At 72.0% G+C, this 14,564-nt stretch carries 15 protein-coding genes; 5 read left to right on the top strand and 10 right to left on the bottom strand.

Annotated features, from left to right (window positions below; genetic code table 11):
• The coding region (locus ACY0I8_RS11580) for an AbrB/MazE/SpoVT family DNA-binding domain-containing protein (RefSeq protein WP_461394879.1) at positions 1 to 222 on the bottom strand (222 nt) is incomplete at its 3' end.
• Between the two features lie 602 nt (positions 223 to 824).
• On the opposite strand from ACY0I8_RS11580, the gene ACY0I8_RS11575 reads away from it, so the two are divergent.
• Positions 825 to 1,241 carry a DUF488 family protein, N3 subclade gene (locus tag ACY0I8_RS11575; protein ID WP_461394878.1) on the top strand — a complete coding sequence of 139 codons (417 nt, stop codon included), beginning with the start codon at positions 825 to 827 and terminating at the stop codon, positions 1,239 to 1,241.
• A gap of 285 nt (positions 1,242 to 1,526) precedes the next feature.
• Here ACY0I8_RS11575 and ACY0I8_RS11570 read toward each other — a convergent pair whose 3' ends face one another.
• The 6 genes from ACY0I8_RS11570 to ACY0I8_RS11545 all read right to left on the bottom strand — a co-directional run bounded on the left by ACY0I8_RS11570 (position 1,527) and on the right by ACY0I8_RS11545 (position 5,467).
• Positions 1,527 to 1,814: a DUF167 domain-containing protein gene (locus tag ACY0I8_RS11570; RefSeq protein ID WP_461394877.1), complete on the bottom strand. Its 288-nt coding sequence runs from the start codon at positions 1,812 to 1,814 to the stop codon at positions 1,527 to 1,529.
• A gap of 472 nt (positions 1,815 to 2,286) precedes the next feature.
• Positions 2,287 to 2,772, bottom strand: coding sequence for a DivIVA domain-containing protein (locus ACY0I8_RS11565; protein WP_459942229.1), 486 nt, complete (start codon positions 2,770 to 2,772; stop codon positions 2,287 to 2,289).
• Between the two features lie 71 nt (positions 2,773 to 2,843).
• Positions 2,844 to 3,143 (bottom strand): YggT family protein, encoded by a 300-nt coding sequence (locus ACY0I8_RS11560; protein ID WP_459942228.1) that lies wholly within the window; start codon positions 3,141 to 3,143, stop codon positions 2,844 to 2,846.
• Between the two features lie 32 nt (positions 3,144 to 3,175).
• Positions 3,176 to 3,988, bottom strand: a complete 813-nt coding sequence (gene proC / locus ACY0I8_RS11555; protein ID WP_461394876.1) for a pyrroline-5-carboxylate reductase — start codon at positions 3,986 to 3,988, stop codon at positions 3,176 to 3,178.
• A 154-nt stretch (positions 3,989 to 4,142) separates the two neighbouring features.
• Complete coding sequence (locus ACY0I8_RS11550) at positions 4,143 to 4,841, bottom strand: YggS family pyridoxal phosphate-dependent enzyme (protein WP_461394875.1); 699 nt, start codon at positions 4,839 to 4,841, stop codon at positions 4,143 to 4,145.
• The gene (locus ACY0I8_RS11545) at positions 4,838 to 5,467 is read right to left on the bottom strand and encodes a Maf family protein (protein WP_461394874.1); all 630 of its coding nucleotides are present in this window, start codon (positions 5,465 to 5,467) and stop codon (positions 4,838 to 4,840) included. The genes ACY0I8_RS11550 and ACY0I8_RS11545 overlap by 4 nt, the downstream gene beginning before the upstream one ends.
• A gap of 284 nt (positions 5,468 to 5,751) precedes the next feature.
• Here ACY0I8_RS11545 and ACY0I8_RS11540 point away from each other — a divergent pair, with 284 nt between their 5' ends.
• Positions 5,752 to 6,102, top strand: a complete 351-nt coding sequence (locus ACY0I8_RS11540; RefSeq protein WP_461394873.1) for an ArsR/SmtB family transcription factor — start codon at positions 5,752 to 5,754, stop codon at positions 6,100 to 6,102.
• A complete protein-coding gene (locus tag ACY0I8_RS11535; RefSeq protein WP_461394872.1) occupies positions 6,099 to 8,357 on the top strand; it encodes a heavy metal translocating P-type ATPase in 2,259 nt (752 codons plus the stop codon). The genes ACY0I8_RS11540 and ACY0I8_RS11535 overlap by 4 nt, the downstream gene beginning before the upstream one ends.
• Positions 8,358 to 8,717: 360 nt before the next feature.
• Here the strand turns inward: ACY0I8_RS11535 and ACY0I8_RS11530 are convergent, their stop codons facing one another.
• The 3 genes from ACY0I8_RS11530 to ACY0I8_RS11520 are packed head-to-tail and all read right to left on the bottom strand — an operon-like array spanning position 8,718 to position 11,984.
• On the bottom strand, positions 8,718 to 10,232 hold the full coding sequence (locus ACY0I8_RS11530; RefSeq protein WP_461394871.1) for a two-component system sensor histidine kinase NtrB: 1,515 nt from the start codon (positions 10,230 to 10,232) through the stop codon (positions 8,718 to 8,720).
• The gene (locus ACY0I8_RS11525; RefSeq protein WP_461394870.1) at positions 10,225 to 11,619 is read right to left on the bottom strand and encodes an ATPase domain-containing protein; all 1,395 of its coding nucleotides are present in this window, start codon (positions 11,617 to 11,619) and stop codon (positions 10,225 to 10,227) included. Before ACY0I8_RS11525 ends, ACY0I8_RS11530 begins: the two co-directional genes overlap by 8 nt.
• Positions 11,616 to 11,984: a response regulator gene (locus ACY0I8_RS11520; RefSeq protein WP_461394869.1), complete on the bottom strand. Its 369-nt coding sequence runs from the start codon at positions 11,982 to 11,984 to the stop codon at positions 11,616 to 11,618. Before ACY0I8_RS11520 ends, ACY0I8_RS11525 begins: the two co-directional genes overlap by 4 nt.
• Before the next feature lie 320 nt (positions 11,985 to 12,304).
• On the opposite strand from ACY0I8_RS11520, the gene ACY0I8_RS11515 reads away from it, so the two are divergent.
• Both ACY0I8_RS11515 and aroF read left to right on the top strand, forming a co-directional pair.
• Positions 12,305 to 12,772: a YbaK/EbsC family protein gene (locus ACY0I8_RS11515; protein ID WP_461394868.1), complete on the top strand. Its 468-nt coding sequence runs from the start codon at positions 12,305 to 12,307 to the stop codon at positions 12,770 to 12,772.
• A gap of 212 nt (positions 12,773 to 12,984) precedes the next feature.
• Entirely contained in the window at positions 12,985 to 13,995 is a 1,011-nt protein-coding gene (gene aroF / locus ACY0I8_RS11510) for a 3-deoxy-7-phosphoheptulonate synthase (protein ID WP_461394867.1), read from the top strand.
• Positions 13,996 to 14,564: the final 569 nt, after the last annotated feature.

Genomic DNA, 14,564 nt, shown 5'->3' with positions numbered 1-14,564 from the left:
GCGCTTGCGGTCCTCTTCGGACATCTCGTCGCCGGCCAGAAACTCCGCGACGCGTTCGTCGGAATAGGTTTCGAGCGGATAGACCGCGGCCGCCCGGATCACGATGGCCCCGTCGTCCGTGGCCTCCACGAGAACGGGCGAACCGGTGGGAATGCCGGCCCGCTCGAGCACGGTCCGGGGGATCGACAGTTGGCCCTTCTTGCCCAGTTTGGCGAGTTCCATGGAGAATCTCCGGATTCTGGATTTCCAGAAACAGGATAGGCGCCCCCGCCGCCGGGCGCAACCGGCCGGGGCCGTCTGGGCCGCGAGACCGGCGACCGAGGACCGAAGTCACTTGGAACCCCTCTCGGGCCCCTTCGAGGTCTACAGGCGGCGAGCTAAAGTGTTGCCGGGGGCGGGTGGGGGACTGGTTCCGGCCGTGCGTGAGTGCGGCATCCGGCTTACGCTGCATCCGTCACTCAGCCGGGTGGACGGAGCCACTCAGAAACTCTGGGCGTTTTCGCCAGTCCGCTTGGCCGGGAGAGTCCCAGTCGTTGGCCGAGTGCCGGATGCAGCGACTGTAGGAGCCACGCCCGGCGCTCCAGCAGGCCCCATGCCCCCGACCGTGTCTATTTGGTCGCCGGAGTAATAGTAACGTCCGGATCAGGGCCCGATGTGGGAGCGGCGTCCACGCCGCGATCCGGGCCGAAGGCCCGAACGCAAAGGCGTCGCGTCTTGAAACCACCCCGCCCACGTTGGGACCAGCGGCGCCGCTGAAATCCAGAAGAAGGGTTTCAGCGTCCCAGCCTCCCAGCATCCCAGCGGAAGTTACCTGGAGGCGTGTCATGCTACGGGAAGCGAGCATCTCGGAGATGAAGCGGCTCGGGATCTCCAAGGAGCAACGGATCTTGGTGAACCGTGGGCGGGGAAACGACGATCTCGCCCCGTCCGAGGAGCTCCTGGCCGAGTTCATGGAGGCCAAGCGGGGCCTGGAGCGCCGCTGGGGCAAGGGGTCGGCCGAGGCCCACAACCGGGCCTTTGTGGAGTGCCGGTACGAGGAGCGGTTCCGGCGGCAGATCGAGGAGGACCCCCGGGCCCTGGACCGGCTCCGGGCGCTGGCCGAGCGGGCCCGGACCGAAGACGTGTACCTCGTGTGCTACGAGGGGCCGGAAAAGGCGTGCCACCGGCGGATTCTGCTCCGGCTCGCCGCCGAGCGGTTCGGGGCCCCGGTGGAGGTCACCGGGGTGGAGCCCAGGTACTAATACCTTCAACAAAAGTATTGCCGGGGGCGGGTGGGGGACTGGTTCCGGCCGGGCGCGAGTGCGGCACCCTTTTCGCCGCGCCTTTCCATGCCGTTGTCGGCTCGGCAGCGCGGGGCGGCGGTGGCGGACGTTCTGGATCTTCCAAAGCGATCCGGGCGTGGTGATGGCGCGGCGAGGTAAAGGGCCGCACCCGGCTCTCCACCAGCCCCCCACCCGCGAGTTTCCGTTGCAACGCCGCGGATCTGACAATACTCTCGTTGGTCTTAGTAGTTCTGGCCCCGGGCGTCAGCCGAGGCCCAGGGCCTCCCGCACCCGGGCCGGGGTGACGCCCTCGATCCGCACCGTCTTTCGCCGGCCGGTCTCCCCCCGCACGAGCGACACGGCGGACCGGGGAACCCGGAACGCCTTGGCCAGGAACCGCACGATCTCCTTGTTGGCCTCGCCCTCCACCGGGGGGGCGGCGACCCGGAGTTTCACGGCGTCGCCCTGAAGCCCCGCCGGCCCGGTCTTGCTGGCGCGAGGCTGCACCCAGAGATCCACCTCGACCCCCCCCGGCACCTCACGAATCGGCATCGGACGGCCTTTCCAAGTAAGTTCCGCTGGAACGCTAGGAGGCTGGGACGCCAAAATCCTTTGGGATTCTAGCGTCGGCTGTTGTCCCAACCTGTGGGAGCGGCTTCCAAGCCGCGACGTCCTTTCTTTCGGGCCTTCGGCCCGGGTCGCGCCTTGGAAGGCGCTCCCACACGGGGTCCCGCCTCGCGCGTTACTGTCCTGCGTAGCGGGGGCCCTGGGGAGTTTTCAGGTAGGTTCCGCCGCTGGGACGCTAAAATCTCTTGTGATCGAAGCGTCAGCGGCTGTCCCAAGCTTTGGTAGCCACGTCCAGGTCGCGACATCCCTTCTTTGCGGGCATTGGGGCCGCCCCCCTCACCCTCACCCTCTCCCCCCGAGGGGGAGAGGGGATTTTGTGGTGGTGCCGCGGGGCGGCACCGAATCCCCCTCCCCCGGAGGGATGGGGACAGGGGGAGGGGGCACGCCGCGCCGCGGGCTACGGAGTTTCCTCCTCCTCGGGATCGCCTTCGGCGATGAACTCGGGTTCGCGCGGGGGGCGGCCCCGCTTCTCCTCGACCCAGCCGAGCAACGTTTGCCCGAGGGCCTCGGCCTCGGCGAGCCACAGATTCCAGCGCTCCCGCACGGCCTCGATGTCGCGGCGCACCCGCAGGAGTTCCTCGTTCGCCTCCGCCAGCACCCGGTCGGCCCGCTGCCGGGCCTGGGCCTCGATGAGTTCGGCCTCCTGGCGGGCCTTTTCGAGGATCCCCTCCTGGAGGGTGCGGGCGGCGGCCAGGGCCTCCTCGAGGGTGCGCCGGGCCTTTCGCTCCTCCTCCAGTTCAACCGCCAGTCGGTCGCGCTCCTCCCGTAGCCGCTCGAGTTCGTCGGCGATCCGTTGGAGGAACGCGTCCACTTCCACCGGGTCGAACCCCCGGAACACGGTGCGGAAGGTCTGTTCCATCACGTCGGCCGGGGTGAGGCGCATGGGGACTCTCCTTGGGGGGGCTCCGTGGCCCCCGTGCTCTCCGCGGTTCCCAAACCCTCCGGGACCCCGCGCTACCGGAGCCGCAGGGCCAGGTCGGCCAGGGTTTGCACGAGGAAGATCCGGGCGAAGTAGATCCCCAGGATCACCACCATGGGGGAGAAATCCATGCCCCCGAACACCACCGGGATCCGGCGGCGCACCCAGTAGAGCACGGGGTCGGTGGCCCGGTGGAGGAACCGCACGATCGGGTTGTAGGGGTCGGGGTTCACCCAGGAAAGGAGCGCCCGCACGAGCACGATCCAGAAGTAGAGGTTCAGCACCAGGTCGAGCACCCGGGCGAGCCCGAGGAGAAAGTTGCCGAGAACGAACATGGGATGCGCCTCCGGTGGGAGAAGGGTTCCGGCTACCCCCCGAGTTCCCGGGACCGCAGGGTGGCCGCCCGGACGGCCTCGATCAGGGCCGAGCGAAGCCCCCGGGCCTCGAGTTCCCGGAGGCCCGCGGCGGTGGTGCCCCCAGGGGAGGTCACCCGGTCGCGGAGCACCGCCGGGTGCTCCGGGCTCTCGAGGGCGAGCTTCGCTGCGCCGAAGACCGTCTGCTTCGCCAGGTGGAGCGCGAGATCCCGGGGCAGGCCCATGAGCACGCCCCCGTCGGCCAGGGCCTCGATCACGGCGAAGGCGTAGGCCGGGCCGCTCCCGCTCAACCCGGTTACGGTGTCGAGAAGTTCCTCCTTCTCCACCCGGTGCACCGTGCCTACGGCGCCCAGGATCGCCTCGACCCAGCCCGCCTGCTCCGCCGTCACCCGGGCGTTGGCGCAGTACACGCTCGCGCCGGCGCCCACCAGGGCGGGGGTGTTGGGCATGACCCGGACGGCCGCAGCGTTTGCCCCGAGACCCTCCTCCAGCCGAGCCAGGGGGATGCCGGCGCAGATGCTGATCACGAGGGGCGAGCCCCCGGCCGCCCGGATCGCGGCCAGCGCCGGGTCCACGTCCTGGGGCTTCACCGCCAGGATCACGGCCCCGGCATCCCGGCAGGCGGCCTCCACCGTCGTCTCCACCCGGATCCCGTACCGGGCCGCCACCTCCCGGGCCCGCGTTTCGACTTTCTCGGCGCCCACGATCCGGTCGGGGGTGAGGGTGCCCGCGGCCAGGAGGCCCCGCAGCAGGGCTTCGCCCATGTTGCCCACGCCGATCAGTGCAAGGTTCGGAAGGGTCTGCATGCCGGAATCCCCTTTCTTGAAGTCCTTTTCGGGCCGCCAGGCGGCGAGGTAGCTAGGCAGCTAGGCGGCTGGGCGGCTGGGCAGCTAGGCGGCTGGGCGGCTGGGCGGCCGCGGGCCGCTCCGCCGCCAGCTTCCCAGCTTCCCAGCCCCGACCTCAGGCCCGCTCCCCGAAGATCGCCGTGCCCACCCGCACCAGGGTCGCCCCCTCCTCGATGGCCACGGCGAAGTCGTGGCTCATGCCCATGCTGAGGTGTTCGAGCCGCACCCCCTCGGGCGCCTCGGCCTGGAGCCGGTCGCGCAGCTCCCGGAGGGCCCGGAAGTACGGCCGCACCTCCTCGGGGTCCTCCCGGTACGGGGGGATCGCCATGAACCCCCGGAGCCGCAGGTGGGGCCACTCCGGCGCCCGCCGGACCAGAGCCCGGGCGCCCTCCTCGTCGGTGCCCGACTTCGTGAGTTCGCCCCCCACGTTCACCTGGACGAGCACGTCGAGCACGCGGCCCCGGGCCGCGGCCGCCTTCTCCAGGGCTTCGGCCAGGGAAGGCCGGTCCAGGGAGTGGATCCAGGCGAAGGTCTCCACCGCGCGCTTGGCCTTGTTGGACTGGAGGTGCCCGATCATGTGCCACCGGGCGTCGGGCGGCAGGCGGTCCACCTTACCCAGGGCCTCCTGCACGTAGTTCTCCCCGAAGTCCCGGGCCCCGGCCTCGTAGGCGGCGAGGATGCGCTCGGGCTCCACCGTCTTCGACACGGCGACCAGGGTCACCGCCTCGGGGCTGCGGCCCGCCCGACCGCAGGCCTGCCGCACCGCGTCCAGGACCTCCCGGTACCGTTGCCCGGTCGATGTGGGTTCCGTCATGGTCTCGTGTCCTCTCCCGCAACCGCCGCCCGGGGGACCCGGCCGGCGGCCCGCTCCCAGGGCGGAATCCCTGTGCCCCGGAGGAGGGCCAGGGTCTCCGCCAGGGGAAGCCCCACCACGTTCGTGTACGACCCCTCGATCCGCTCCACCAGCGCCGCGCCGGCCCCCTGGATCCCGTAAGCCCCGGCCTTGTCGTAGGGCTCGGGAAGCCCCGTGTACCACGCGATCTCGTCGGCCGCGAGCTCCCGGAACCAGACCCGGGTGGTCACGGCGATGCTCCGGCCCTCCCCGCCGGGGCCCACGAGGCACACGGCCGTGATCACCCGGTGGCTCCGGCCCGAGAGGCGTTCGAGCATCGCCCGGGCCTCGTCCCGGCCGGCCGGCTTCCCCAGGACCTGGTCGTCCACCACCACGGCGGTGTCGGCCCCCAGGACCCAGGCGTCCGGATCGTCCCCGGCCGCGGCCCGGGCCTTCCGCCGGGCCACCTGGACCAGGGCGTCCTCCAGGGGCAGACCCGGGGCGAGGGTTTCGTCGATGTGGCTCGGCCGGACCTCGACGGCAATGCCCACCGAGGCGAGCAGTTCCCTGCGCCGGGGCGAGGCCGAGGCGAGAACCAGGTTCGGCATGGGGTGGCGTCTCCTCGAAACGCTGGGAAACACCGCACGCTAGACGAAGGGCAAAACGGCTGTCAACACTCACCGGCCCCGCCCCCGGCCCGGGGGACCGAACGGCCCGGGGTTGCGCCGGGCGCGGGGTTGTGTTCTTATATGTGAGCAGTTGCTCAATTGTTGGAGTTTGCCCGCCGGCACCTCGTCGTGGCCATCGGATGCCGCACCCGTGCCCGGCCGGGTTCGGCTCCCCGCCCGCCATGGGGGCAAGGCTACTGGGGCGGGCTCGGTAGGAGGAACCCATGGACGTCTGTTCGGAGCTCCTGATCCATCCCGAGGCGGTGGCCCGGGCGCGAAACGAGGTGGAAACGGCTCCCGTGGAGGCGCTCGCCGAGGCCTTCAAGATCCTGGGGGACCCGACCCGCGTCCGGATTCTCCTGGCCCTGGCGGCCGAGGAACTGTGCGTGTGCGATCTCGCGGAGCTCCTGGGCCTGAGCCCGAGCGCCGTGAGCCACCAGCTCCGTCTCCTCAAGGCCCATCGCCTCGTGAAGAGCCGCCGGGAAGGGAAGCTCGTCTTCTACGCCCTGGACGACGACCACGTGCGCACCCTTTTTGCCGAGGCCCGCCGGCACGTGGAGGAGGGCCGGTCATGAGGGAGCTGCCCATGGCCTCGCAAGGGGGGATGGGCCCCGCGTGCTCCTGTGGCGGTCAGGGGGGCGTTCCCGTGGCGGAACCGCCCCGGCGCCGGCCGGGGGCCCGGTACCGGCTCGAGGGCCTCACCTGCGCCTCCTGCGCGGAGAAGATCGAGCAGGAGATCAACCGCCTTCCCGGGGTGCGGGCCGAGCTCCATTTCGCCTCGTCCACCCTGGTGGTGGAGGCCGACGACCCGGCGGCCCGGGAAAGGGCCCTGGAGATCGTGACCCGGATCGAGCCCGAGGTCCGGCCCGTGAGGCTCGACGCCGGGCACCTGGAGGCGGAGCCCCGGGGCGTCTCGCCGATCCTGAAGGCGGTGGCGGCCTCCGGGGTCCTCTTCGCGCTGGCGCTCTTGGTGGAGCGGCTCGTGCCCCGGCCCGGGGCGGGGTTTCGGGTCGGCGACTTCGGGAGTTGGGCCGTGTTCCTCCCCTACCTGCTCGCCTACGCCGTGGCGGGCCAGGACGTGGTGCGCCGGGCGGTCCGCGGGGTGCTGCGGGGCGACCTCTTTGACGAGAGTTTTCTCATGACGGTGGCCACCCTCGGGGCCTTCGCCATTGGGGAGTTCCCCGAGGCCGTGGCCGTGATGCTCTTTTACAAGGTGGGGCAGTATTTCGAGGACCGGGCGGTGAACCGTTCCCGCCGGTCGATCGCGGCCCTCCTCAAGATCCGGGCCGACTACGCCAACCTCCGGCGGGACGGGGAGACCCTGCGGGTGTCCCCCGAGGAGGTGCGGGTGGGGGACCGGATCGTGGTGAAGCCCGGGGAACGGGTTCCCCTCGACGGCGTCATCGAGGAGGGCCGGACCACGGTGGACGCCTCGGCCCTGACCGGCGAATCCCGGCCCCGGGCGCTGGCGGAGGGGGACGAGATCCTCTCCGGCATGGTGAACCAGGGCGGGGTCGTCACGGTGCGGGTCACCAAACCCTTTGGGGAGTCCACGGTCAAGACCATTCTCGACCTGGTGGAAACCGCCGCGGCCCGAAAGGCCCCCACCGAGGCGTTCCTCACCCGGTTCTCCCGGGTGTACACCCCGGCCGTGGTCCTGGGAGCGGTGCTCCTGGCCGTGGTTCCGCCCTTGGCCTCCCGGGCGCCGGGGATCGCGGGGTGGTTCGGGGCGCCCCAGGCCTACGCCGACTGGGTCTACCGCGCCCTGGTGTTTCTGGTGATCTCGTGCCCCTGCGCCCTGGTGATCTCGGTGCCCCTGGGGTTTTTCGGCGGCATCGGGGCGGCGTCGCGCCGGGGGGTGCTGTTCAAGGGCGCGAACTTCCTCGAGGCCTTTCGGTGGGTGCGGACCATCGTGTTCGACAAGACCGGCACCTTGACCCAGGGGGTGTTCCGGGTGACCCGGGTCGTGCCTCACAACGGTTTTACCGAGGAAGAGGTGTTGGCGCTCGCGGCGGCGGCAGAGAGCCACTCCGGCCATCCCATCGCCCGGTCCGTGCTGGAGGCCTACGGCCGGCCGGTGGACGACACCCGGATCGGGCGCTACGAGGAGATCCCGGCCCACGGGGTGCGGGCCGTGATCGACGGCCGCGAGGTCCTGGTGGGTAACGACCGGATCCTCCATCTGGACGGCGACGAGCTCGTCCACGACACCTGCGACCTCGAAGGGACCGTGGTGCACGTGGCCGTGGACGGGACCTACGCGGGCTACCTCCTTCTGGCCGACGAACCCCGCCCCGAGGCCCGGGAAACCCTGGAGAGGCTGCGGGCCGCCGGGGTGCGCCGGTTCGTGATGCTCACGGGCGACGAGCGGTGCGCGGCCGAGGCGGTGGCCAAGGCGCTGGGCCTGGACGAGGTCCACGCCGATCTGCTGCCCCAGGACAAGGTGGACTGGGTCCGGCGCCTCGAGGCCGAGAAGGAGGACCCCCGGGCCAAGGTGGCGTTCGTGGGCGACGGCCTAAACGACGCCCCCGTGCTGGCCGCGGCGGACATCGGGGTGGCCATGGGCGGGCTCGGGTCCGATGCCGCCATCGAGGCCGCCGACGTGGTGCTCATGGACGACCGGCTCACGGGCCTCGTGTCGGCCGTGGAGGTGGCCCGCCGCACGAACCGGATCGTGCGGGAGAACATCGCCCTGGCTTTCGGGGTGAAGGGGCTCTTTCTGCTGCTCGGGGCGGCGGGGGTAGCCTCCCTGTGGGAGGCCGTGTTCGCCGACGTGGGCGTGGCGGTGCTCGCCGTCCTGAACGCGACCCGGGTGCTCCGGGAGGGGTGAGCCGGCCGTGCCCGTGACGCGGTGAGGCGCCCCGGGGGCCGCACTCGCGCCCGGCCGGAACCAGTCCCCCACCCGCCTCCGGCAATACTTTCTCCGGCTGCTAAGGGGATAGAAACGGTCGGGGGCATGGGGCCTGCTGGAGCGCCGGGCGTGGCTCCTACAGTCGCTGCATCCGGCACTCAGCCAACGACAGGGCTCCTTCCGGCCAAGCGGACTGACGAAAACGCCTAGAGTTCCTGAGTGGTTCCGTCAATCCGGCTGAGTGCCGGATGCAGCGTAAGCCGGATGCCGCACTCACGCACGGCCGGAAGCAGGCCCCATGCCCTCGCGATCTCCTTGCGCGCATCTATTGACACCGGGTCAATAGTCGTGCCGCGACCCCTCCTCCGGGCTTTCCGTCCGGGGCAGCCGCACCCGGAACCGGGCGCCCCGGCCGGGGGCGGTGTCGAGCTCGATGGCGCCCCCGTGGTCGCGGACGATGCCGTAGACCACGGCGAGCCCGAGGCCCGTTCCCCTCCCTTCGCCCTTGGTGGTGAAGAACGGCTCGAACACCCGCTCGGCCACCTCGGGCGCCATGCCGGGCCCGTCGTCGGCCACCTCGATCCAGGCCTCCCCTTGGGCTTCCCCCACCCGGATCTCGATCGTTCCCGCGCCGCCGGCGGCCTCCCCGGCGTTCAGGAGGAGGTTCAGCAGCACCTGCTCCAGGCCCGCGGGGTCGGCCTCCACCGCGGGGCCGGGGCCCTCCGGGAGCCGGAGGCCCACCCCCTTGGGCAGGGCCGGCCGGGCGAGTTCGGCCACCCGCCGGGCGAGGCTTCCGAGGCCGACCGTCTGCCGCTGCGGCGGGGTGCCCCTACCGAAGGCGAGCACCCGGTGGGCCAGGTCCGAGGCCCGTTGGCAGGCCGAGACGATGCGCTCGATCCGCTTCGCCCCGCTTTCGCCTTCCGTCCCGTGGAGTTCCAGGAGTTCCGCGTTTCCCTGGATGGTCATGAGGAGGTTCTTGAACTCGTGGGCGAGCCCGGCCGCGAGCCGTCCCAGGCTCTCCATGCGCTGGGCCCGGGTCAGGGCCTCCTCGGCCCGGGCCTCCTTCGTGACGTCGTACAGGGCCACCAGGACCCCGGGGGTCAGGGCGCCGTCCCGGAGCGGGGTGACCCAGAGGCTCACCACCCGGTCGCCGTGGTGGGGCGCCCGGTGGGGCACCCGGGGGTGGAAGGCCGGCTCCCCCCGGGCGGCCCGGGCGATCAGGGCAGGGAGGTCCACCCCGTCCAGGGTGCCGGGGGGGAGGAGCGCCGCGAGGTCGGTGCCGGGCGCGGGCTCCCCGTGGCAGGCCTCGCGGAAGGGGCGGTTTGCCGCCAGGAGCCGGCGGCGCCCGTCGCACACGGCCACGGCCAGGGGCAGGCTCTCCACCACGGCCCGCTGGAGGTCCACGGCCCGGGCCTCCCGGGCCAGGGCGGCGGCCAGTTCCCGCGCCCGGCCCAGGACGAGGGCCAGCACCTCGGTCAGCGACCCGCACAGGGGCTCCGCCCCCGTGCAGTGGGGGCACGGCGCCCCGCCGCAGGCGAAGAGCCCGAGGAGGGCGCCCGGATCGTCGAGGTAGAGGGGGAACACCCGCAGGGGGGCCTCGGGGCCGAGCCCGGCCGCGGCCCGGAGCCGGGGGACCGGGTCGTAGCCCAGGGGGATGGGCTCGGGCCGGGGCCGGGGGCAGCGCCACGCGGCGGGCTCCAGCTCGGCCTCGGTCGCGAGCAGGACCGCGTAGAGGGTCTGGTGGCAGGCCGGCTCCAACGAGGCGGCGAACGCCTCCGAGGCCTCGGGGGGGCTCCGGGCCGCCCGGATCGCCCGCACCACCCGGGCCACCACCGCCTCGGCCCGCTCAGCCACCGTCGCCCCCGAACACCGGGCCGGTCACGGGCCCGTCCACCCGCACGCCCGAGGTGCCCAGATCGTACCCCACGATCTCCCGGGAGTGCTCGATGCCCCGGGCCTTGAGCACCGTGAGCGCCGTGGCGAGCCGGCCGGGCTCCTCGTGGTAGCGAAGGAGCACCACGTTGTCGGCCACGTGGGAGATGCCCACCCCCGAGATCCCCACCGGGCCGAAGAGGTCGCTCGATTCCAGGGTCATCACGAGGCTCGTGCGCCGGTCCTTGAAATGCTGGACCAGGGAGTAGGCGAAGGCGAGGTACCGGTCGCCGGCCCCGGCCCGCAGATCCGTGAGGCTGTCCACCGCCACGACCCGGGCCCGGCAGGCCTCGGCCCGGCGGGCCACCTCGAGCACGGTCCGGTCGGAGGTGAGTTCCACGGGCGAGGTGTAGACGAACGTCACGGGCCCGTCCGCCGGCACCCCCAGCCGGGCCGCCGTGGCGGCGAGCTGATTCGGGTCCTCCTGGAACGAGACGTAGAGGCTCGGCTCCCCGGCCCGGGCCGCGGCCGCCACGGCCGAGAGGGCGAAGGTGGTTTTTCCCGCGCCCGGCTCCCCCACGAACAGGGTGGCCGTGCCGTCGAGGAACCCCCCGCCCGTGAGCCGGTCGAGTCCCTCCACCCCGGTGGACCGGCGGCGGGTCAGGGGCTCGTAGGTGGCCGGCCGGTCCGGGGTGGCCGTCCGGGGCGCCACCCGCACCCCGTCGTCGCCGATCCACAGGGGGTGTTCCCCCTCGAGGAACCCGGAACCCCGGAGTTTCACCACCCGCAGGCTCCTCCGGCCGCTCCGGTCGGGGTCCACCTCGTTGGTGAGGTACACGATGGCGTCCACCACGCTCGCGGCCACGGTTTCCATGACCTCCCGGCTCCCGTACTCGCCCAGGAGCATCGTGGTGACCGGCAGGGTTGCGAGGTGGGCCCCGAGCCGGAACACCAGGGGCCGGAACCGGTCGGCCGAGGGGGCCAGATCCGCGAGGGCCCGGAAGCTGTCCACCACCAGGTACGCCGGCTCGTGCTCGCGAAGGAGCGCCTCGAGGTCCTCGAGGGCCGCGTCGGGGCCTCGGTCGAGGAGGGTGGGGCCCAGGTCGGCGAACCGCACCGCCGTGCCCACGGCCTCGGCTCGGAAGAACCCGTAGCCCGCGAGGTGCCGAAGGAGCTTCTCCTGGGGCTCCGAAAGGGTGGTCACGTAGAGCCCCGGGGCTTCGGCCGAGGCGTTTCCGAAGAGCCACTGGAGCGCCAGGAGCGTCTTGCCCGTTCCGGCCCGGCCGGCCAGAAGGGTCAGGACCCCCCGGGGCAGGCCGCCGCCGAGCACGGGGTCCAGGTGCGGCACGCGGGTGGGGACGCGGGTCATGGGGTTCTCCCTTGCGCGCGGTCGGCGAGAAGGCGCTCGACCAGGGCGCGCAGATCGCGGTCGGCCAGGGGTTTCTGGGAGAAGAGGTCGGCCCCGGCCTCCCAGGCCCGGTCGGCGAAGGGAAGGCTCGAGACCACGGCCACGGGCAGGGGGCGGGTCAGGGGATGGGCCCGCAACCGGCGCACCAGGGTGAGGCCGTCGATCCCGGGCAGGAGCACCTCGCACACCACCGCGGCCGGCGGCTCGGCGAAGGCCCGTTCCAGGGCCCGGGTGCCGTCGTCCACGAGTTCCAGGGGGGCGCCCAGATCCAGGGCCCCCCACCGCCGCCGCCAAAAGGGATCCCGCTCCGCCACCAGGATGCGCATCGGCACTCTCCGGTCGTGAGGGCTGCCGGCAAACAAAGCAGAGAAAATGGGTTTTGTAAAGGAAAAATGGGGTGCGGTCTCCGGTCGCCGGTCGGGGAATGGAACCACGGAGGGCACGGAGGGCACGGAGGACGGGGGGCGTGGCAGCGTGCTGGCCTTGGGTTCCCCGATTCGTGGTACACTCCGGGCCCGGGGGCGGGGTGGGTGCTGCGTCTCAACGTCCCGAGGGCCGCGGAGCGGCCACACGATTCACGATTTACGACTTCACGATTCACGGCTTTCCAGCGTTCCAGCCTTCCCGCTTTCAAACCGGACCAACCATGCCGACCCTCGACGACGTGAAAGCGCACCTCGCCGCCCGGGGCGTGGAGGTGTGGGAGTTCGAGGCCCCGACGCCCACGGCCGAGACCGCGGCCGCGGCCGTGGGGTGCTCGGTGGGGGAGATCGCGAAGACGATCCTTTTTCTGGTGGGCGACCGGCCGGTCGTGGTGGTGGCCGCGGGGGACGCCAAGGTGAAGGGCTCGAAGCTCAAGCGGGCCCTGGGCTGGACCGGGAAGGTGCGGCTCCCGGGGCCCGAGGACGTGGTGCGCCACACGGGCTACAGCCCGGGCGGGGTGTGCCCGTTCCTGCTGCCCGAGGAACTCCCCGTGCTGGTGGACCGAAGCCTTCGGCGGTTCCCCCGGGTCTACCCGGCCGCCGGAAACGACCACTCGGCCGTCCCCCTCACGGTGGACCGCCTCCTGGACCTCACGGCCGGCCGGGAGGTGGACGTGACGGAAATCGTGTAGCTCGGCGGCCGTTCGGTCGCCAACCTCGGGAAACCGGCGGCCCGTGCACCCCCCTTTTGACACGGCCGGCCCGGTTGGCGCATGGTTTTTCGTTGGTCGTTGGTCGTTGGTCGTTGGTCGTTGGTCGTTGGTCGCCGGGCTTCCCAGCTTCCCAGCCTCCTAGCTTCCTAGCTTTCTAGCCTTCTAGCCTTCTAGCCGACAAGAGCGCCGCCATGCTGATCGTGATGGACCATTTCGCCACCCCGGAACAGGTCGAGGCCGTGTGCGAGCGCATCCGGTCCCTGGGCCTCACCCCCCAGCCGATCCCCGGCGGGGAGCGGGTCGCCATCGGGGTCTTGGGGAACCGGGGCTACGTGGACGAGGCCCCGTTCCGGGACCTTCCGGGCATCCGGGAGTTCATCCACGTCACCAAGCCCTACAAGCTCGTGAGCCGCGACTTCCACCCCGAGGACACCGTGGTCCGGGTCGGGCCGGTGGAGGTCGCCTGGAGCCGGCCCCCCGTGGTGATCGCCGGGCCCTGCGCCGTGGAGAGCGCCGAGCAGGTCCGGGCCGCGGCCCGGGCGGTGAAGACCGCCGGGGCCCAGCTCCTTCGGGGCGGGGCGTTCAAACCCCGCACCGGCCCCCACTCGTTCCAGGGCCTGGGGTACGAGGGGCTCGATCTCCTGGCCGAGGCGGCCCGGGAGGCGGGGCTTCCCGTGGTGACCGAGGTCATGCGGATCGACCAGCTCGAGAAGGTGGCCTCGGTGGCCGACTGCCTCCAGATCGGGGCCCGGAACATGCAGAACTTCGACCTCCTCAAGGAGGCCGGCCGCACGGGCAAACCGATCCTCCTCAAGCGCGGCATGAGCGCCACCCTCGACGAGTTCCTGGCCGCGGCCGAGTACATCCTGCTCGAAGGAAACGACCAGGTGATCCTGTGCGAGCGGGGCATCCGGACCTTCGAGCGGGCCCTCCGAAACACCCTGGACCTCGCGGTGGTCCCCTACCTCCGGGCCGCCACCCACCTTCCGGTGATCGTGGACCCGAGCCACGCGCTGGGCCGCCGGGATCTCGTGGCCCCCATCGCCAAGGCCGCGTTCGTGGTGGGGGCGGCCGGGATCATGGTGGAGGTCCACCCGAACCCCTGCCAGGCCCTGTGCGACGGGCCCCAGTCGCTGGACCTCGTGGCCTTCGAGCGGCTCATGGGCGCCCTCGACCAGATCCGGGCGTTCCGGGAGGCGTGAGGAAGGCTGGGAAGCTATCAACCCGGCGCCAACAAAGGCGCGCAAGGTAGCCGCCAGGGCGTGGGGCCTGCTTCCGGCCGTGCGTGAGTGCGGCATCCGGCTTACGCTGCATCCGGCACTCAGCCGGATGGATGGAACCACTCAAGAACTCTGGGCGTTTTTGTTCACCCGATTGGCCGGAAGACTCCCATTCGTTGGCTGAGTGCCGGATGCAGCGACTGTAGGTGCCACGCCCGGCGCTCCAGCAGGCCCCACGCCCCGGTCCGTGCCTATTTAGCCGCCGGAGCCATAGGAAGCTGGAGGGCTAGGAAGCGGGGGCGCCGAGCCGGCTCGCCGCGGCAGCCTTCGGGTTGCGGCGGGCACCGGGTCGGCGGCCCGCACCCGGGAGGAGCGGGCCGTCCTCGAGGCGGCGAGGGACCAACCGCCGAGGGCTTGACGCTCGGCGCCGAAACCCCCTACCGTGACGGGCGTGACGCCCGACGAGATCCTCCGCCGCCATCCTTACCTCTCGGACCACGCCGACCGGTGCCGCTCGGTGCTGGTGTTCCACCCCGTGCTGCGCCTTCTGT

This window comes from Deferrisoma sp. (assembly GCF_054681715.1).
Note: the sequence above shows the minus strand (reverse complement) of the source record. Positions and strands in the feature narration are given on the sequence as shown.